This window comes from Gilliamella sp. wkB7 (assembly GCF_001693435.1).
Classification (GTDB): domain Bacteria; phylum Pseudomonadota; class Gammaproteobacteria; order Enterobacterales; family Orbaceae; genus Gilliamella; species Gilliamella apicola_N.
In genome coordinates, this window is record NZ_CM004509.1 from 2,358,620 (window position 1) to 2,378,057 (window position 19,438).

Annotated in this window: 18 protein-coding genes; 10 read left to right on the top strand and 8 right to left on the bottom strand. The window is 33.5% G+C overall.

Annotation, left to right across the window (positions count from 1 at the left end):
* Positions 1–271 precede the first annotated feature (271 nt).
* The gene (locus tag A9G17_RS10425; protein WP_065738650.1) at positions 272–1,015 is read left to right on the top strand and encodes an acid phosphatase; all 744 of its coding nucleotides are present in this window, start codon (positions 272–274) and stop codon (positions 1,013–1,015) included.
* Between the two features lie 94 nt (positions 1,016–1,109).
* Here A9G17_RS10425 and apbC read toward each other — a convergent pair whose 3' ends face one another.
* Positions 1,110–2,177, bottom strand: a complete 1,068-nt coding sequence (gene apbC, locus A9G17_RS10430) for an iron-sulfur cluster carrier protein ApbC (protein ID WP_065738651.1) — start codon at positions 2,175–2,177, stop codon at positions 1,110–1,112.
* Between the two features lie 255 nt (positions 2,178–2,432).
* Between apbC and metG the strand changes: the two genes are divergently transcribed.
* Positions 2,433–4,460 carry a methionine--tRNA ligase gene (gene metG / locus A9G17_RS10435; RefSeq protein WP_065738652.1) on the top strand — a complete coding sequence of 676 codons (2,028 nt, stop codon included), beginning with the start codon at positions 2,433–2,435 and terminating at the stop codon, positions 4,458–4,460.
* 850 nt (positions 4,461–5,310) lie between these two features.
* Here metG and A9G17_RS10440 read toward each other — a convergent pair.
* On the bottom strand, positions 5,311–6,099 hold the full coding sequence (locus tag A9G17_RS10440) for an SDR family NAD(P)-dependent oxidoreductase (protein WP_065738653.1): 789 nt from the start codon (positions 6,097–6,099) through the stop codon (positions 5,311–5,313).
* A 291-nt stretch (positions 6,100–6,390) separates the two neighbouring features.
* Here A9G17_RS10440 and A9G17_RS10445 point away from each other — a divergent pair, with 291 nt between their 5' ends.
* Complete coding sequence (locus tag A9G17_RS10445) at positions 6,391–7,278, top strand: LysR family transcriptional regulator (protein ID WP_065738654.1); 888 nt, start codon at positions 6,391–6,393, stop codon at positions 7,276–7,278.
* Between the two features lie 144 nt (positions 7,279–7,422).
* On the opposite strand, the gene tolC is transcribed toward A9G17_RS10445, so the two are convergent.
* Positions 7,423–8,775 (bottom strand): outer membrane channel protein TolC, encoded by a 1,353-nt coding sequence (gene tolC / locus A9G17_RS10450; RefSeq protein ID WP_065738655.1) that lies wholly within the window; start codon positions 8,773–8,775, stop codon positions 7,423–7,425.
* A gap of 138 nt (positions 8,776–8,913) precedes the next feature.
* Between tolC and nudF the strand changes: the two genes are divergently transcribed.
* Complete coding sequence (gene nudF / locus A9G17_RS10455) at positions 8,914–9,543, top strand: ADP-ribose diphosphatase (RefSeq protein ID WP_065738656.1); 630 nt, start codon at positions 8,914–8,916, stop codon at positions 9,541–9,543.
* Between the two features lie 161 nt (positions 9,544–9,704).
* The gene (gene cpdA, locus A9G17_RS10460; RefSeq protein ID WP_065738657.1) at positions 9,705–10,535 is read left to right on the top strand and encodes a 3',5'-cyclic-AMP phosphodiesterase; all 831 of its coding nucleotides are present in this window, start codon (positions 9,705–9,707) and stop codon (positions 10,533–10,535) included.
* A 26-nt stretch (positions 10,536–10,561) separates the two neighbouring features.
* Here cpdA and cls read toward each other — a convergent pair whose 3' ends face one another.
* The 5 genes from cls to fldA all read right to left on the bottom strand — a co-directional run bounded on the left by cls (position 10,562) and on the right by fldA (position 14,178).
* On the bottom strand, positions 10,562–12,025 hold the full coding sequence (gene cls, locus A9G17_RS10465; RefSeq protein WP_065738658.1) for a cardiolipin synthase: 1,464 nt from the start codon (positions 12,023–12,025) through the stop codon (positions 10,562–10,564).
* A 5-nt stretch (positions 12,026–12,030) separates the two neighbouring features.
* Complete coding sequence (yciA, locus tag A9G17_RS10470) at positions 12,031–12,489, bottom strand: acyl-CoA thioester hydrolase YciA (protein ID WP_065738659.1); 459 nt, start codon at positions 12,487–12,489, stop codon at positions 12,031–12,033.
* A 20-nt stretch (positions 12,490–12,509) separates the two neighbouring features.
* Positions 12,510–13,052, bottom strand: a complete 543-nt coding sequence (locus A9G17_RS10475; protein ID WP_065738660.1) for an inner membrane-spanning protein YciB — start codon at positions 13,050–13,052, stop codon at positions 12,510–12,512.
* Positions 13,053–13,127: 75 nt separating this feature from the next.
* A complete protein-coding gene (gene fur / locus A9G17_RS10480) occupies positions 13,128–13,586 on the bottom strand; it encodes a ferric iron uptake transcriptional regulator (protein ID WP_025316178.1) in 459 nt (152 codons plus the stop codon).
* A gap of 79 nt (positions 13,587–13,665) precedes the next feature.
* The gene (gene fldA, locus A9G17_RS10485) at positions 13,666–14,178 is read right to left on the bottom strand and encodes a flavodoxin FldA (RefSeq protein ID WP_065738661.1); all 513 of its coding nucleotides are present in this window, start codon (positions 14,176–14,178) and stop codon (positions 13,666–13,668) included.
* 180 nt (positions 14,179–14,358) lie between these two features.
* Here fldA and sucC point away from each other — a divergent pair, with 180 nt between their 5' ends.
* From sucC to A9G17_RS12975, 5 genes are all read left to right on the top strand, one after another.
* Positions 14,359–15,531: an ADP-forming succinate--CoA ligase subunit beta gene (gene sucC / locus A9G17_RS10490; RefSeq protein ID WP_065738662.1), complete on the top strand. Its 1,173-nt coding sequence runs from the start codon at positions 14,359–14,361 to the stop codon at positions 15,529–15,531.
* Positions 15,532–15,552: 21 nt separating this feature from the next.
* Positions 15,553–16,425: a succinate--CoA ligase subunit alpha gene (gene sucD / locus A9G17_RS10495; RefSeq protein ID WP_065738663.1), complete on the top strand. Its 873-nt coding sequence runs from the start codon at positions 15,553–15,555 to the stop codon at positions 16,423–16,425.
* A gap of 117 nt (positions 16,426–16,542) precedes the next feature.
* Positions 16,543–18,114 (top strand): cytochrome ubiquinol oxidase subunit I, encoded by a 1,572-nt coding sequence (locus A9G17_RS10500; protein WP_065738664.1) that lies wholly within the window; start codon positions 16,543–16,545, stop codon positions 18,112–18,114.
* Between the two features lie 18 nt (positions 18,115–18,132).
* Positions 18,133–19,269, top strand: a complete 1,137-nt coding sequence (cydB, locus tag A9G17_RS10505; protein WP_065738665.1) for a cytochrome d ubiquinol oxidase subunit II — start codon at positions 18,133–18,135, stop codon at positions 19,267–19,269.
* 9 nt (positions 19,270–19,278) lie between these two features.
* Positions 19,279–19,386: a cytochrome bd oxidase small subunit, CydX/CbdX family gene (locus A9G17_RS12975; RefSeq protein ID WP_110287270.1), complete on the top strand. Its 108-nt coding sequence runs from the start codon at positions 19,279–19,281 to the stop codon at positions 19,384–19,386.
* Positions 19,387–19,438: the final 52 nt, after the last annotated feature.

Genomic DNA, 19,438 nt, shown 5'->3' on the forward strand with positions numbered 1-19,438 from the left:
AAATAATACTTTTTAAAAATTTTTTAGATTCAGTCTTATACGCTGTTTAATATTGAAATGTGACTCTTATCACATAATAAAACATCATGATTTATTAATATAAAATCCAATTTATGATTAATCAATTTATAAATAAGTCAGTATTATTAAGCAGCGATTTAATAATCTAATGTAAATGCTTTTTATCACTTTAAAAAAATGAATAAGTAAATTTATATTATTAAAATAACTGACTAAATTTCTAATATTATTTTTTATTAAGGAGATAGGTATGCAAAAAGTTTTTGTAAAAAGTATTATCATTTGTTCTTTGTTATGTACGAATGTGTTTGCCATTGAAGCAAAGGATGTAACAACTGATCCGCAAGATTATTACCTTAGAGAAGATCAAGCTCCAGATAGTTTATTACTTCTACCTGCACCACCATCCTACAATAGTATTGATTTTCTTAGAGATAAAGCTCAATATGATTGGGGGAAATCTCTTCGTAATACGGAACGGGGGCATCAGGCATATTTAGATGCGGATGCGACAAAAGATAATGTTACTAAACAATTTTCACCTTCTTTTGGTTATGAGATCTCGATCACTAAAACACCAGAGATTTACAAGCTTATTACCACAATGAAAGAAGATGCAGGTGATCTTGCAACACGATCTGCAAAAGTACACTATAATCGAGTTCGACCATTTTCATTTTTCAAAGAACCAACTTGTCGACCTGAAGATGAGAAAACATTATCAACCAATGGTTCTTATCCATCAGGGCATACTACTTTAGGATTTGCTATTTCGTTAGTGCTTGCCGAAATAAACCCACAACGCCAAAACGAGATTTTAAAACGTGGTTATGAAATTGGGGAAAGTCGAGTAATTTGTGGTTACCATTGGCAAAGTGATGTTGATGCAGCCAAAGTGATGGCAGCCGCCGTGGTCGCACAGTTACATACCAATGAAGAGTTTAATAAACAGTTAGTTAAAGCTAAAGCGGAATTTAGTCAATTGAAAAAATAAATATCAAATCTGAAAGACTTTATTCGATTACTATTTTTTGAAATCTATCTTGATATTGGCTTTTGGTCATCAAAAGCCAATATATTTTTGCGCATTAAAGTGCTTTAAAGGATATATCGGGTAAGATCGGTTGACCTTGCCAATAAAGCTCGCTGGCAATGCGGCCTGCAATTTGACAATAAATTTGGGTAAATTCACTTTCTGGATGATTAATAACCGTTGGTTTGCCTGTATCCAGATCTTGGCGCAAAATTTTATGTAAGGGGATCTGTCCGAGTAAAGATGTTTGATATTGTTCAGATAGACGCTTTGCACCGCCTTCGCCAAAAATTGCTTCGTGATGACCACAGTTTTCACAAATATGGTAACTCATATTTTCAATAATACCCAAAGTAGGAATATTAACTTTAGTAAACATGGTAATCCCTTTTTTAGCATCAATGAGTGCTATATCTTGTGGAGTTGTGACAATGACCGCGGCTGTAACGGGAATACTTTGCGCAAGCGTTAACTGGATATCGCCCGTTCCTGGTGGCATATCAATAACCAAATAATCAAGTTCAGGCCAAAATGTGTCTTGTAAGATTTGCAATAAAGCTTTACTAGCCATTGGACCACGCCACACCATTGCACCATCAGAATCCACTAAATAGCCAATTGAATTACTGGCGAGTCCATATGCCATTATGGGTGTCATGTGTTTATTATCTGGTGTTAAGGGTTGTTGTTTTTCTGTACCTAACATGGTGGGAATGGATGGACCATAAATATCTGCATCTAAAATACCTACACTGGCGCCTTGTTTTTGTAGTGCAAGTGCTATATTAACGGCAGTTGACGATTTTCCAACACCACCTTTACCAGAACTAATGGCAATAATATTTTTTATATTGTTTATTGCATGTTGGTTGTTGGCACGCTTAAGTGTAGCGATATTGTATTCAATATGCCATTTTACTTCTTTAATATTGGTAAGTTTGAGTAACTGTGGCGTGAGCGCTGATTTAAGTTCTTCAAAAGCAACTTGCCATGCAAATGGCATAATTAACTTTATGATTAGAATTTGATCGACTATTTCACAAGTTTTAACAGCACCAAGTTCAATCAAATTTTTTTGTAAGGTGGGATGAGTAAAATTTTCCAGAATTTTTTTCGCTTCCATGATATTAGCCTTATTTTTTACATTTACTTTATACTCATATTGTTTTGGCTTTAGACTATTTCAAGTATTGCCTTTATTTATAAAGTGTAAAATATAGTGTTGCAGACTTCTTAAATCTAACATTTTGGGCTTTGACACTTTACAATACTGTTGAGTATATAAAGAAATTTTATCAAATTATGGCATAAATCTAGCGATAATCACACGTTTGATGTACTATTTCTGTCATTATGTAATAGAAGGTAATTAATTAACATGACAACGCAACGCAAAATATTGGTGACTTGTGCACTTCCATATGCAAACGGTTCAATTCATTTAGGTCATATGCTTGAACATATTCAAGCGGATGTCTGGGTACGTTTTCAACGTATGCGCGGTAACGAAATCTATTTTATTTGTGCCGATGATGCGCACGGTACGCCAATTATGCTTAAAGCTCAGCAATTGGGTATTACACCAGAGCAGATGATTGAAGAAGTTAAAATTGAACATCAACGCGATTTTGCTGGTTTTAACATTAGTTATGATAATTACCATTCAACTCATAGCCCTGAAAATCGTCAAATATCAGAACAAATCTATAAGTGTTTAAAAGCTAACGGTTATATTAAAACTAAAGTTATTTCTCAATTATTCGATCCAGAAAAACAGATGTTTTTACCCGATCGTTTTGTTAAAGGGACATGTCCTCGTTGTAAAGCACCAGACCAATATGGTGACAACTGTGAAGTATGTAGTGCTACTTATAATCCTACTGATTTGATTGATCCAAAATCAGTTGTTTCGGGCGCAACGCCAATTTTGAAAGAATCGGAACATTTCTTTTTTGATCTGCCTGCTTTTTCAAATATGTTACAAGCTTGGATCCATTCTGGTACATTGCAAGAACAAGTAGCAAATAAAATGCAAGAGTGGTTTGAAGCAGGTTTACAACCATGGGATATCAGCCGTGACGCTCCTTATTTTGGTTTTGAAATTCCTGATGCACCGGGCAAATATTTTTATGTTTGGCTAGATGCGCCAATCGGTTATATGGGCTCTTTCCTTAATTATTGTAATAAAAATAACAAAGCAATCTTTGATGAATTCTGGAGTAAAGATTCAAGTACTGAACTTTATCACTTTATTGGTAAAGATATTGTCTATTTCCACAGCCTATTTTGGCCAGCGATGCTTGATGGTAGTGAACATCGTAAACCGTCCAATATTTTTGTACATGGCTATGTTACGGTTGATGGTGCGAAGATGTCTAAATCACGCGGTACTTTTATTCAAGCAAGCACTTACTTAAGACATTTAGATCCAGATTGTTTGCGCTACTATTATGCGGCAAAATTATCACCACATATTGATGATATTGATTTAAATTTAGAAGATTTTGTACAACGTGTTAATAGTGATTTAGTAAATAAAGTTGTGAACATCGCATCGCGTTCGGCTGGATTTATTAGCAAACGTTTTGATGGCAAATTATCTGATAAAGTTGCGGAGCCAGAGCTTTATGCGCAATTTGTTGAAAAGGCCAAAGTAATTGCCGATTACTATGAACAACGTGAATCAAGTAAGGCTATTCGCGAAATTATGGCATTAGCAGATGAAGCAAATCGCTATATTGACGAAAAAGCACCGTGGGTTGTGGCTAAACAAGAAGGGCAAGATCAAGCTTTACAAGATATTTGTTCAATGGGTATTTTCCTATTCCGTATTCTAATGACTTACTTAAAACCTGTTGTGCCATCATTAGCACAGCGTACCGAAGAGTTTTTAAATAGCCAATTAGAATGGCGAGGTATTGATAACGCCTTAACTGGACATACAATTAATCGCTTTAAAGCCTTATTTAACCGAATTGATATGGATAAAATTACTGCAATGATAGAAGAAACTAAAGAATTAACTACATCGACAGCACCCGCTAAAGAAAAAGTAGCTGAGCCAATTGCTGATACCATTAATTTTGATGATTTTGCTAAAGTTGATATGCGCGTTGCATTAATCAAGAATGCTACTTTTGTTGAAGGTTCTGATAAATTATTGCAATTGACCCTCGATATTGGTGATGAAACGCGTAATGTGTTTTCGGGCATAAAACAATTTTATCCTGATCCTCAAGTTTTAATTGGTCGTTTAACGATTATGATTGCTAACTTAGCCCCTCGTAAAATGCGTTTTGGCGTTTCAGAAGGTATGGTACTTTGTGCGAGTGGTAAAAACGATGGTGAGGGTGTTTACCTTTTATCACCAGATAGCGGAGCAAAACCAGGAATGCGAATTTCATAATTCATATCTGCATTTTTAAAATAACATCTTAACAAGTTCATATGCTTGTTAAGATGTTTGAGGTTACACATACGTTTTAGTATAAAAATTTATTCATTAAAGTTATATTTATTTAAGTCTCTTTTTCGATTATAAATGTTTATTTAACTAACGTTTATGTAACCATTTTGTTTTTGTCGACCCTCTCAAATAAAATCTCATTCGGCATCTTTTTCAAATACCGTTACTGTTTCATTGGGTTTAATAATCTTCCATAATTAAAGTTTGTGTTTAAATTACAATACGTTATTTCATACCTGTTAACGTAATCCAATATTACTTGGCGTTGTATGTTCAACAAAGAGCAATAAATTTTTAGAAACTTACTTGATTTAGCAAATATTAAAAATATCATTCTTATTCAAGAATTAATTGATGACAGTTATTGATTAGAAGGCGCAGTTAAAAAAGTGGAACATAGAATAGCTAAAATAGAGTTATTGATAAGTCTAATTCAATTGTATGTTCACATATCAGCAATTAGGTTGTCGTAAATCTTAATTTATGAACATATCATTGCTCTTTTATGTTAAAAAGTTTCAGATTAAGTATACGTTTCAGTATAAAATTTATTGAATTTAAGCTGTTATTATTGGCCATAGCTAATAACTGAAAAACTTAGCAATAAATCCAATTGCCATTATTTTAAATTTAGTATGATGTTATAAATGAGAGGCTAGGGTATAACAATGTCGTTATACCCTAAGTGTCGTCGGTTAGTAATGTTAGATAAAAATATTGTTTATCTTTAGATTTATAAATCTTTACATCCGATCTTTTTATTAATGGATAAAATAAATTAATATTTCTCTTAACTTTTTTGATTTTGCGAAGGATTTCCAGAATAAGGAAATATGCTGTCTTTTAACGAAAATGAAAAATCTTTCGTGTTGATCTCGCCAATGATTTTATCGCTATCATACAGAGCTAACAAAAATTGCGCCATTTCATCGGCGGAATGATATTTTGCAAAACGTTTATCATAATCATATTCATCAGTATTATTGGCTTTTTTTCCAAATTCGGTTTGCGTTGCTGCGGGAGCTAGAACTTTTGCTCTTAATGGTGCATTAGCTTGTATTAATTCTTGTGCTAATCCTTCGGTAAAGGCATTGACGTAAAACTTAGTTGCGCAATAAGTGACTGCATTTGGAACGATAGTATATCCTCCTCTTGATGAAATATTGATAAGTTGCGTATCTGGTTGATTATGATATTTACGCACATAGAAAGTTGATAGGATAGTTAATGCTTCAATATTTAAATGCAACATTGACTCTATTTTGTTTAAATCTTGCTCGCCAACACTGCCATAATGACCAAAACCAGCATTATTGATCCATGTTTCAATAAAATATGGCTCTAAATCGGTAAAAAGTGAATGCACATTGCTAGATACAGATAAGTCACATTTTTTTATAATGACATCTAATTCAGGATTAATATCGGCAATTTTTTGTTTGAGTAAAGTTAACTGTTCTTGTCGTCTAGCAATAACAATTAGTGGTTTATTTCGTTTTGCAAATGCGATGGCAGTTGCATAACCTATTCCTGAACTTGCTCCGGTAATGACTGTATATCTTAAATCTGTTTTCACCATTTTTTTAATATCCATTTTTTTAATTGTTACTTAAATTTTGCTTAATGATTAACTTATTAATATTATTATTTAAAATATTTTTTTATTTTGTGAATTATAAAACATGACTTGATATTAAACTTAAATAAATAATTTAGCCCAAGCTTGACCAACAAATCCAGCTCCGATTATTCCAATTTTTTTTAACATATTAATTCCTAAGTCATAAATGAATTTGTTATATTATTCTCTTAAAATAAAAGAGAATAAATGATATCAAAATTGTTTTATTAACAACTAGAGGTTGGTAATGTGGATCTTTTAAGAAGTATGGAAGCGTTTGTATTGACCGTAAAAACAGGTTCATTTGCAGCTTCAGCCATTTCACTTAATACATCACCACAAATGATCGCCAAATATGTGGTATTTTTAGAAGATTATTTAGGTTTAAAATTACTGAATCGTACAACACGGTCGCAAAAGTTAACTGAGTTTGGTAAACAATATTATGAAAAGTGTTTATTCATCCTTGATGAAGTGAAAAGTTCAAAAACATTAGCGCAACAATTTATTGAGGAGCCTAAAGGTCGGCTTCGAATTAGTGCGCCAGTGAGTTATGGACATTTTAATTTAATTTCTGTGCTTAGTCGTTTTATGAGATGCTATCCAAAAGTAAATGTTGATCTTCAATTAAGTGATCGCTATGTCGATTTAGTTAAAGATGATTTTGATATTGTTTTTCGAATTGGCGAATTATCTAATTCAAGTTATATTGCTCGTAATCTCAATTCTTACAAACTTATTTTTGCCGCTTCACCAACTTATCTTGCTAAAAATGGTATACCGGTAACGCCTAATGATATAAAAAAACATCAATGTTTAATTTATCAATATGTCAATCCAACTAAAAAAGATTATCTTTGGCCTTTTAGTATTAATGGAAAGGTAATTAATATCCCCATATCAGGAACATTAAAAAGTAATGATACTTTAGCTTTAGCAAATGCCGCTGTCGAAGGTTTGGGTATAACGATGTTACCCCAATCAATGCTAAGTGAGCTTATTCGTCAGAATAAATTATTTCCAATATTACAAGATTTTTTACCGCCAGCTAGAGAAGTTCATCTGCTTTATAAAGCTGATAAACAGCAACTTCCTAAACTTAAGATGTTTATTGAATTTATCACTAATTCAATGTGATAAATAGAAAGTTTTTTGAAGTTTTAAATTAGTTTAAAAATTCAGATTTGCTTTATTTAGATACTCAATAAAGTCAACAATAACAAAAAAGGCGATAAAACCGCCTTTTTATATGAGAGATTCTAAAATAATCAGAATTACTGATTATTTTATGGTAGCTAAAGTGCTTAGTTCTTTACCTAACATATTATTTAAATATACCAAGTCATCTGCTGTTAAAGTCCCAACGGCATATTTTAACTGTAGTAAACTTGTTAGATAATTATATTTTGCATCCGATAGATTTCGTTTAGAACTATAAAGCTGTGTTGTTGCATTTAACACATCAACAATGGTACGTGTACCAACTTGATATCCAGATGAAGTTGCTTCTAATGAACTTTCGGCAGACACAACAGCTTGTTGATAAGCTTTGATTGAACTGATTGAAGATGCAATATTGTTGTAAGATGAGCGAACCTGATTAATCACACTACGATTAGTGCTTTCTAATTTCTCGCTATAACTGACAAAATTATGCTGTGCTTGTTCAACTTGTGACATAGTCGCACCACCTGAAAAAATTGGCATGTTGACACTTACACCAACATAATTATTACCAGAATAGCTTTTACTATGATGAGATCCTATAGCATCTGAGGAGTAATTTCCATATCTCTCATTTTTATTTAAGTTTGTGGACGCATCTAAACTTGCAGTAGGCATATATCCCGATTGTGCAAGTTTAATTTGTTCACGGGCAATATCTTGATTTAATTTCATTGTTAATAAATTAAGATTAGATGCCTCGGATTGTTTTAACAATAGACTAATTTGAGTTGGCTCTTCTGTTTTAAATGTTTTGGTATCAATAGTTGCTAAACTAGAATAAAAACGACCACTCACTTGACGTAGGTTTTCAATTGAATTATTCAATTCATTTAATGCATTAACCTGTTGGGCAACCGTTAAATCATAATTAGCTTGAGCATTTTGTACATCGGTAATGGCTACTAAACCAACTTGATGTTGTTGACGAGTTTGTTCTAATTGGCGACCAATTGCTTTCTTCTGAGCATCAATAAAGCTTAAGGCATCAAGTGCTTTTAAAACATTAAAATAAGCAACCGAAGTGTTTAGAATTAATGTTTGACCTTGGTATTGGTAAGCGATATCAGCAATACTAGCCTGTTTTTTTGTAATATCTAAAGCTTTCCAACTTGAGAAATTAAAAATACTTTGTGATAACGTTACTTGATATAAATTACCACTTTTATTTTTTTGTCCACTGATGTCGCGGCGGCCATGAGTTACACCATAAGATGCATTTAGACCAACTTGTGGTAATAAACTTGCTCGTGAACCTGAAATTGCTGAGTAAGCTTTTTCTTTTTCTGCTAAAGAACTACGTAGATCTGGGTTTGTCTCTTTAGCTTGTTCATAAACTTGAATCAAATTTTCAGCAAAAACTGCTTGGCTTAATGTTAAGCCGATTAGAAAGGTTAGCGTTTTTTTCATCAATCATCTCTTTAAAAACATATAAAATATAATTGTATTTTCATTTATGCGATTTTAACAGATAATTAGCATATAGTAAGCATAGTTTATTTGTCATTCGCACTTTTTATTAAAATTCAGCCCAAAACGAGACCCAATATGAAAATTAAAAATAATCCAATAAATTTTAACAAAAATGATGTTTTTAATCTAACTAAACAAGTGCTTTATAAAGGTTTTTTTTCTTTACTTGAATATCGTTTTCAATATCGTAAATTTGATGGTTCAATTAGCGATGTCGTTACCCGAGAGGTGTTAGAGCGTGGTCATGCCGTGGTTTTACTAGCATATGATGTTAAACGTGATGAAGTCGTTTTAATTGAACAAATCCGTATCGCTGCAATAGAAACTCAAGAAACCCCATGGATGTTAGAATTGATAGCGGGAATGATGGATCATCAAAATGAATCATTTGAAGAAGTGGCTAGGCGTGAAGCAATTGAAGAAGCGGGTGTTACCATTGGTCGATGCAAGCCTATTATTAGTTATTTAGCTTCTCCGGGAGGATTAACTGAAAAATTACATATTTTGGTTGGTGAAGTTGATGCTTCAACCGCAACAGGGATTCATGGACTTGCGGAAGAAAATGAAGACATCAAAGTTCATGTTGTCAGTCGAGATCAAGCATATAAATGGGTTGAAGATGGAGTAATTAATAATGCTGCATCAATTATTGCTTTGCAATGGTTGCAACTCAATTATTTAAATCTAAAAAATGAATGGAAGTAATTACTAATTATATTTAATTATTTCTTTCATTAAAATGTGATCTATTTTACACTTTAATATAACGCTAGGATTTATAATAAAATTATATAGTCTACTGCAATGTTTTGTTTTGCTATTAACATTATTAAACTTATTATATTGATGAATAACTGAGGTGAATTTTGGAGTCACTTTTACAGCTTCCAACAAAAAATAAAAATTACGGTAAAATATTACAAATTACTGATACGCATCTTTTTGCTGATGGAGGCTGTACTTTGCTTGGTGTGAATTCAAACACAAGTTTTTCGGCTGTAATCGATGAAATTAAAAAATGCAGCAGAACATATGATTTAATTGTAGCTACAGGTGATTTTGTTCAAGATGGTACAAAAGAAGCTTATAAATTTTTTGCAGAGCAAATAAGCACATTAAATACACCTTGTGTTTGGTTGCCTGGAAATCATGATAACTTTGAATATATGCAATCCGTTTTTGCTAATTATCGACTTTTAGATAATAAAGTTGTTTTGTTAAGTGATAAATGGGTGATTATTCTTTTAAATAGTCAGGTTGAAGGCCAAGCTTACGGCTTATTAGCGAATTCAGAATTACTTTTTTTACAAAAAAATTTAGATAGATATTCTGACAGAAATGCATTGGTCTTTTTACATCATCATCCTATTAATTCAGAATGTCACTGGCTCGATCAACATATCTTGAAAAATAGTGTTGAGTTGGAAAAAATTATACAAGCTTATCCTCAGATAAAAGGATTAGGGTGGGGGCATATTCATCAAAGCCAAGATCATCAATGGTATACATGTAAAGCATTTTCTACGCCCTCAACTTGTGTACAATTTAAACCTAATAGTTATAATTTTGGATTAGCTGATAATGATGCACCCGGTTGGCGTGAAATAACATTAACCAACGATGGTATGCTTGAAACAGAAGTATTTCGAATTAATGATAACCGTTTTGTTCCTGATTTATCCCAAAATGGTTATTAAGAGTAAGTGATAATCTTATCTGATTACTATAGTAGTGGGGCAAAAAAGTAAAATAATCGTTCAACAATACGTTGCCAAATAGGTCGCTGTTTCCATATTTCAATATTAACTTTTTCAGACTGTGCTAAATACCCTTGTAGAAGAGAAAAAAGTGATTGGGCAAATTCAGCATCATCAATGACAGTTGTAATTTCAAAATTTAACCATAAGCTTCGCATATCTAAATTGACTGTACCGACTAAACTAAGCTGATTATCAATTAAAACACTTTTAGTATGTAATAAATTATCATTGTATTGAAAAAGTTTGACCCCTCCCTCAAGCAATTCTGAAAAAAATGCTCGACTAGCCCATTTAACCATTAAGGAATCGTTCTTTTTCGGAACGATAATAATAACTTCTACTCCACGCTGAGCTGCAGTACATACCGCATGTAAGATGTCGTCACTTGGAACTAAATAGGGGGTAGTAAAAATAATTTGTTTTTGAGCTGCATAAATTGCTGTCAATAATACCTGATGGATCATGTTTTCTGTATAACCAGGACCTGAAGCAATAAGTTGCATAATATGTTTTTTTTCTTCTGGGGGTTCGGCAAAGTCAGTAATTTGGGGTAAAGCAAGATCGGTTCCTGTTTCTAATTCCCAATCACTCGCATAAATTGCACCCATTAACGTAGTAACAGGACCACGCATTCTTACCATAATATCGACCCATTCGCCCACATGCTTATTCTGTTTAAAAAAGCGAGGATCGACAATATTCATGCTACCCGTATATGATATATAGTTATCTATGATTGCAACTTTACGATGTTGTCTTAAATCTAATCGCCTAAACATAAATCGAAGTAAATTAACTTTTAGGGCTTCAATAATGATGATTCCCGCTTCACGCATTCTCTTACTTGCATTTGTTCTAAGAAAATGGCGACTACCAGCAGAATCTACCATTAAATGACAAGTCACACCACGCTTAGTTGCTTCAATCAATGCTTTTTCAACATCATCGGCTCTGCCACCTTCATTCCAAATATAAAATACCATCTCGATGTTGGAGGTTGCTTGATTAATATCTTCAATTAGCTGATCAAAAATAGTGTCAGTATCACTCAGTAGTTCAATATGATTACCGTTTATACCATCAAGTCCTGTTTGATGTTTGCAAAGTTGAAAAATAGGTTTACTAACTTGACTGACTTGGGTTGTGAAAATATCTGGGAAAATGCTAATTCTATTTATAAAGTTAGCAATGATTGGACGCATTTTCTGTGCGCGTTTAACACGCTGTTGCCCTAAATGAGCTTCACCTAACGAGAAATAAAGAATGATTCCAACTATCGGTAAAATATAAATCACTAGCATCCATGCAATTACATAGGTAGTTGGTCTTCTTTTAAACACAATTCGTAACGTCGTAGCAACGATCATCAACCAATAAACCAAAAAGATCAATGAACTGACTAAGGCGTGGAATGAAGTATATTGCATATAAGTTAGCTATTACTTAGATTGAGCTTACTAATCCCATCTTTAGTACAATCATAATTCTGAAATACTTCAGGTAATGGTTTGGGATTATTGTGTTTATCCACTGAAACATAAGTAAATACTGCATCAGTGATACAAAAACGTTTTAGTGAATCTGTTGTATCAATTACTTTTTTAACCCAAACTTCAATACCAATAGTAATAGATGTTTTCCCTGTTTTGATACAATGAGCGTAACAACAAACTACATCCCCTACCATTGCAGGCTTATGAAAAGTAATGCTACTCGCGTTTACCGTTACAACTCGATTTCTAGCGATTTCTTTTGATAAAATACCGCCAGCGAGATCCATTTGCGACATTATCCAACCGCCAAAAATGTGACCATGAGGATTTGTATCAGCAGGCATTGCCAGTGTTCTTAGTACTAGTTGACCTTTAGGGGATGTATCGGATTGTTTCATATTAAAATACTCCATCTATGCTATTTACTGTCTATATCTTTATCCATATTTTTATATATATAGATTCCTGATATTAAGGATAATAATAACGATGCACCAGGTAAAATAAATACTTTAAAAATCCAGAAAAAGTCATCTGTTGTATAATAGGTTGCACCTAAACTAATCACTCCACATGTCATGAAGAAAGCTATCCATAATATATTTAATCTATTCCAAATGACTGAATCTAGCTGAATTTCTTTGCCTAGAAGTTTTTGAAGCAGGTTTTTTTTGAAACCATACTGACTAATGAGTAAACCTGAGGCAAACAAAAAGTTAATAATTGTCACTTTCCATTTTATAACATTAGGTTCCCGGGTATAAAGAGTAAATCCACCAAAAACCATCACCATTAAATAAGATATCAATTCTACTTTGTCGATTTTTCGGTAAATGATAAGAACAATTAGGAAACAGACCGTTGCTGCTATCATCAAGGCTTGTACACCAACAAAGACATCATACATTGTCAAGAATATAAAAAAGATTACAAGGGGTATAAAATTTAAAAGCTGTTTCATGTAAATATTAACCTGATAGAAAAGATAACTTGTCTTAATTATAATTGTAAGTGAAAAAGCCTATCAGAAATAGGCTTATTTTTTTGTATGAAGTTCAGGGTGGGCTTTACAATTACCTGATTGACAATGTCCATAAAGATATAAGCTATGAAAAGTTAATTTAACTCCATATTGCTCGGCAATTTCTTTTTGTCTTGCATTGATAATTTCATCTCTAAATTCAAATACTTCACCACAATCTAAACAAATTAAATGATCATGGTGTTTTTGCGTTGCAAGCTCAAATACCGCTCTACCCCCCTCAAAATTATGACGAGTTACTATCCCAGCATCATCAAATTGGTTTAAAACACGGTAGACGGTGGCGAGTCCGATTTCTTCGCCCATATCAAGCAATTTTTTATAAAGATCCTCGACTGTTATATGTTGACATGAAGGATCTCTCAATAATTCTAAAATCTTTAATCGTGGTAACGTAACCTTTAAACCAGCACTTTTAAGCGCTGCATTATTATCATTATCATGATTTTTCATATTACATCCCAATTAAGTTATTAACAATTACATATTATAGAAACTATGCACGGTAAATAAAAGAAATCATTTTAATTGATTAAATGTTCATTTCGGTTTTGACTTGATTGACCCAATTATTGATTCGTTCTTCAGTTAATTCTGGTTGACGATCTTCATCAATAGCTAATCCTACAAAGTGAGTATCGTCTACTAAACTTTTCGATGCTTCAAAACTATATCCTTCAGTTGACCAATGCCCAACTATTTTCGCGCCATTAGGCTCGATAACATCGCGTAATGTACCCATCGCATCACAAAAATATTCTGCATAATCTTCTTGATCTCCACAACCAAAAATAGCAACCATTTTACCGTTGAAATCAATTTGCTCTAAGTTAGGAAAAAAATCATCCCAATCAGCTTGTGATTCGCCATAGTACCAAGTTGGAATACCTAAAAAAAGGTAATTATATTGTTCTAATGTTTCTTTAGTTGTTTTTGCAATATCAAAAATATCTGCTTTGTCACTGCCTAAAATTTGTTGGATTTGCTTTGCTACATTTTCTGTATTACCTGTATCACTGCCAAAAAAAATACCAACGTTTGCCATATTTATACCTTTACTGTTATTACTTCATCAAAAATATTTTTTGAGTATATCATTGTCAATTAATATCAGCAATCATTCTCAATTACTATCAACATAAGATATTATTTACTACACAATTTATTCATCTTGGATTAGAATTATTATTAGTGTTTATATTAATTTAAATCATGGAATTTAGTTATGAACCTGCACGAATATCAATCAAAACATATTTTTAAAGAATACAATTTACCCGTACCTGAAGGCTATGTTTGTAATTCAGTTGATGAGGTAAAAGATATTTTATCAAAATTACAATCCCAATCGGATATAAGTTCTTGGGTCGCTAAATGCCAGGTTCATGCCGGAGGAAGAGGTAAAGCTGGGGGCGTAATTTGTACTAAAAACTTCAATGAGATAAAAGGTTTTGCTGAAAAGTGGTTAGGTAAACATTTAGTCACTTATCAAACAACATCCAAAGGTCAGCCAGTAAATCAGATTTTAATCGAAAAAGCTTCAAATATTTATAAAGAACTTTATTTAGGTGCAGTTATTGATCGAAGTTCTAAGCGTGTTGTTATTATGGCATCGACTGAGGGTGGCGTTGATATTGAAAGTGTTGCTGAAAAATCGCCACACCTAATTCATAAAATGCCGCTCGATCCGTTAACTGGACCATCTGCTTTTCAAGGTCGTGAACTTGCTTTTAAATTGGGATTAACTGGTAAGCTTGTTAACCAATTTTCTAAATTATTCGTTAATTTTGCTAATCTATTTTTAGATAACGATGTTGCATTAGCTGAAGTTAACCCTTTAGTTATTACTAGTGAACAAGAACTTGTTTGTTTAGATGCTAAAATCGTTCTTGATGATAATGCTCTTTTTCGTCATCCAAAATTAAATTATTTAAAAGATACAACGCAAGAAGATGAACTTGAATCCATTGCAGCCAAACAAGGTATTAGTTATGTTTCTTTAGATGGAAATATAGGATGTATGGTTAACGGCGCTGGATTAGCGATGGCTACAATGGATATTATCAAATTATATGGTGGTGAACCTGCTAACTTTTTAGATGTTGGAGGTAGTACAACTCAAGAACGTGTAGCAGAAGCGTTTAAATTGATTTTATCAGAAAAAAATGTCAGAGCGATTTTAGTCAATATTTTTGGTGGTATTGTTCGTTGTGACTTAATCGCTGAAGGTATTATTAGTGCAATTGAAGAAATAGGTCTTAAGGTTCCAGTAGTCGTAAGACTTCAAGGTAATAATGCCGAAATTGCTCGAGGTATTTTAGCTGATAGTAATCTAAATATTATTACTGCAAAAAGTTTAACAGATGCTGCACAGAAAATCGTTGGTGTTGCAAAATAGTAAGAGTGGAGAAGATTTATTATGTCAATTTTAGTCAATAAAGAAACCAAAGTCATCTGTCAAGGATTTACTGGTAGCCAAGGTACTTTCCATTCTCAACAAGCGATTGCATATGGTACTAAAATGGTTGGAGGTGTCACACCGGGTAAAGGTGGAACAACACATTTAGGTTTGCCAGTTTTTAATACCGTTAAAGAGGCTGTCGCGGCTACTGGCGCTACTGCCACCGTTATTTATGTGCCGGCTGCATTTGGAAAAGATTCCATCTTAGAAGCAATTGATGCTGGAATAAAATTAATTGTTTGTATAACTGAAGGCATCCCAACCTTAGATATGTTAATTGTCAAAGAAAAATTGATACAAAACGACGTAGTAATGATTGGACCAAATTGCCCAGGAATCATTGTACCGAATGAATGTAAAATTGGTATTATGCCTGGGCATATTCATTTAGCGGGTAAAGTTGGAATTGTTTCTCGTTCTGGAACGTTAACTTATGAAGCAGTAAAACAGACAACGGATATAGGTGTTGGTCAATCTGTTTGTGTCGGTATTGGCGGCGACCCAATTCCTGGAAGTGATTTTGTTTCAATTTTAAAATTACTCGAGCAAGATCCTAAGACTGAGGCTATTGTTATGATAGGTGAAATTGGTGGTAGTGCAGAGGAGGAGGCCGCTGAATATATCAAAAAACATGTAACTAAACCAGTTATAGCCTATATTGCAGGAACATCAGCTCCAGCCGGTAAACGTATGGGACATGCTGGTGCGATTATTTCTGGAAACAAAGGTACAGCGAAAGAAAAAACCAAAGCGCTATTATCAGCAGGTATAACTATTGTTACTAACCTTGCTGATATCGGAAGTGCTGTAAAAAAACAGTTTGATATATAATTTTTGATCCCTGTCAATTTTTATTCTTTAAATAATGTTGTACAATAGCTAAAATAACTTTACAAATTTTGTGGGCATTTAAGCATTTAAGCATTTAAGGATAAGAGGGAGCGCTTTATGTTAGATATAGTAGAACTGTCACGCCTTCAATTTGCACTCACAGCAATGTATCATTTCATTTTTGTACCATTAACACTGGGTTTGGCATTTATGCTTGCAATTATGGAAACGGTATATGTTGTTAGTGGCAAGCAAGTCTGGAAGGATATGACCAAATTCTGGGGTAAACTATTCGGTATTAATTTTGCTGTTGGTGTTGCTACCGGTTTAACTATGGAATTTCAATTCGGTACCAACTGGTCTTATTACTCGCACTATGTGGGGGATATTTTTGGGGCACCGCTTGCAATTGAAGGATTAATGGCATTTTTCTTGGAATCAACGATGGTTGGTTTATTCTTTTTTGGATGGGATAGACTAAGTCGTGGTAAACACCTAATGGTTACTTGGTGTGTGGCGTTTGGTTCAAACTTTTCAGCGCTTTGGATTTTAGTCGCAAATGGGTGGATGCAATTCCCTATAGGATCTGACTTTAATCCGATCAACTCACGTATGGAAATGGCCAGCTTTTTCGAACTAGTTACCAATTCTGTTGCTCAATACAAGTTTGTACATACTGTTGCTGCAGGATACTTAACAGGTGCGATGTTTGTTTTAAGTATTAGCTCTTATTATCTTTTAAAGAAACGAGATTTACCTTTCGCAAATCGTTCTTTTGCCGTAGCGGCCATGTTTGGTTTTGTCATGTCAATTGTTGTCGCTGTCATGGGGGATGAAGCAGGTCACGAATTGTCGACTGTACAACCTACTAAACTTGCTGCAATTGAAGGTGAATGGGAAACTCATCCTGCACCAGCGCCATTTAATATGATTGCATTCCCATCGCAAAAAAATAAGGAAAATTCATTTGCAATTGAGATTCCGTATGTAATGGGAATAATAGCAACACGTTCACTTGATAAGCAAGTAATCGGTTTGAAAGATATTATTTCTGATAATGAAACCAGAATTCGTAATGGTATTTTAGCCTATAGTAATTTAGAAAAAATTCAAAAGGGCGATCAAGATCCATCTGTTCTTAAAGCCTTTGAGGATAATAAAGCCGATTTAGGTTATGGTTATTTGGTTAAACGTTTTACTGATCGTGATAATTTAACGATTCCTGAGGCTACGGAAGAACATATTAAAGCGGCTACAGAAGATTCAATTCCAACGGTATGGCCTTTGTTCTGGGCATTTAGAGGAATGGTGGGGTTTGGTATGTTGATGATCTTAGGTGCTGGACTCGCTTTGTGGACAACTTACAAAAATAAAATTGGTCAAAAACGTTGGTTACATCGTTTACTTCTTCTATTATTGCCTGCGCCATGGCTTGCTTGTGAATGTGGCTGGTTTGTTGCGGAATATGGTCGTCAACCTTGGGCAATTCAAGATATTTTACCAACTGGAGTCGCAAATTCATCGTTAACGCCAGGGGAAGTATTATTTACTATGACCTTAGTTTGTGGTCTATATACGCTATTTTTAGTTGCTGAAATGTTCTTGATGTTCAAGTTTGCACGACTAGGGCCAAGTTCATTAGGTACTGGCAACTATTATTATGAAAAAACACAAGCGATATCAGAATAGGCATAGGGAGTATATTCAATGATTGATTACGAAATTGTACGCGTCATCTGGTGGGTGTTGATTAGTGTTGTTTTAATCGCTTTTGTTATCACTGATGGCTTTGATATGGGCGTTGGTATTTTATTACCTTTTATCGGTAAAACTGATTCTGAACGTCGTATAATGATAAATGCAATTGCCCCACACTGGGATGGTAACCAAGTTTGGTTAATTACCGGTGGTGCAGGTATATTTGCTGCTTGGCCTATGGCTTATGCTGTATCCTTTTCGGGTTTTTATATTGCGATGATTTTAGTGTTATGTGCATTATTCTTCAGACCAATTGGTTTTGATTATCGTAGTAAACTAGAGAACACTAAATGGCGTAATATGTGGGATATCGCTATCTTTTTAGGAAGCTTTGTTCCTGCACTTGTGTTAGGGGTAGCTTTTGGAAACTTATTAGAAGGTGTACCATTTAGATTCGATAATTCTTACCGTGCTTTTTATGATGGTTCTTTTTTTGGTCTACTTAATCCATTTGCGTTATTAGCAGGTATTGTTAGTTTAATGTTAATGGTTGCCCATGGTGGGGCTTGGTTGCAATTAAAGACTTCTGGTGAACTTTATCTAAGAGCTAGAAAAGCAACCCAAATTGCTAGTTTAATTATGTTAATTGCATTCGTATTGGCTGGTGTGTGGGTTACTTTTGGTATTCATGGTTATGAAATTACTAGTGCAATAGATTACAATGGTGTTTCTCATCCGTTAAATAAGACTGTATCAACAGATGTTTCATGGTTGAAAAATTATATGAATTACCCTATTTTATGGCTCGTTCCTGCATTAGGTGTATTATTACCATTATTAACTATTTTCTTTTCTGGTTTGAATAAAAATGGATTAGTGTTTTTATCATCTTCTTTAACCATTGCTTGTGTATTATTTACATATGGTATTGCAACATTCCCATTCGTTATTCCATCAAGCATTATGCCAAATGCTAGTTTAACAATATGGGATGCAAGTTCTAGTCAATTAACACTGAATATAATGTTTGGTGTGGTGGTAATATTCTTACCAATCATACTTTTCTATACTATTTGGAGTTATATAAAAATGTTTGGACGATTAGACAAAAATCATATTGAAAATAATAAACATTCACTTTATTAAGGAATAATTATGTATTACGTGTTATGGTTCATTGGAGTTATTGCAACTTGTATGCTTGCTGTTGTTACTGGACTTTGGGTTGAAAATTCTAGCAACGAAAAAGAAACTAACAAATAGTGAAATCTATAAAAAATAAATATAAAGGTGACAATTTGTCACCTTTTTGATT

Coding starts and splice junctions, on each gene's coding strand:
- A9G17_RS10425 (WP_065738650.1), top strand. CDS start 272: ATGCAAAAAGTTTTTGTAAAAAGTATTATCATTTGTTCTTTGTTATGT.
- apbC (WP_065738651.1), bottom strand. CDS start 2,177: ATGGAAGCGAAAAAAATTCTGGAAAATTTTACTCATCCCACCTTACAA.
- metG (WP_065738652.1), top strand. CDS start 2,433: ATGACAACGCAACGCAAAATATTGGTGACTTGTGCACTTCCATATGCA.
- A9G17_RS10440 (WP_065738653.1), bottom strand. CDS start 6,099: ATGGTGAAAACAGATTTAAGATATACAGTCATTACCGGAGCAAGTTCA.
- tolC (WP_065738655.1), bottom strand. CDS start 8,775: ATGAAAAAAACGCTAACCTTTCTAATCGGCTTAACATTAAGCCAAGCA.
- nudF (WP_065738656.1), top strand. CDS start 8,914: ATGAAAATTAAAAATAATCCAATAAATTTTAACAAAAATGATGTTTTT.
- cls (WP_065738658.1), bottom strand. CDS start 12,025: ATGCAATATACTTCATTCCACGCCTTAGTCAGTTCATTGATCTTTTTG.
- yciA (WP_065738659.1), bottom strand. CDS start 12,489: ATGAAACAATCCGATACATCCCCTAAAGGTCAACTAGTACTAAGAACA.
- A9G17_RS10475 (WP_065738660.1), bottom strand. CDS start 13,052: ATGAAACAGCTTTTAAATTTTATACCCCTTGTAATCTTTTTTATATTC.
- fur (WP_025316178.1), bottom strand. CDS start 13,586: ATGAAAAATCATGATAATGATAATAATGCAGCGCTTAAAAGTGCTGGT.
- fldA (WP_065738661.1), bottom strand. CDS start 14,178: ATGGCAAACGTTGGTATTTTTTTTGGCAGTGATACAGGTAATACAGAA.
- sucC (WP_065738662.1), top strand. CDS start 14,359: ATGAACCTGCACGAATATCAATCAAAACATATTTTTAAAGAATACAAT.
- sucD (WP_065738663.1), top strand. CDS start 15,553: ATGTCAATTTTAGTCAATAAAGAAACCAAAGTCATCTGTCAAGGATTT.
- A9G17_RS10500 (WP_065738664.1), top strand. CDS start 16,543: ATGTTAGATATAGTAGAACTGTCACGCCTTCAATTTGCACTCACAGCA.
- cydB (WP_065738665.1), top strand. CDS start 18,133: ATGATTGATTACGAAATTGTACGCGTCATCTGGTGGGTGTTGATTAGT.
- A9G17_RS12975 (WP_110287270.1), top strand. CDS start 19,279: ATGTATTACGTGTTATGGTTCATTGGAGTTATTGCAACTTGTATGCTT.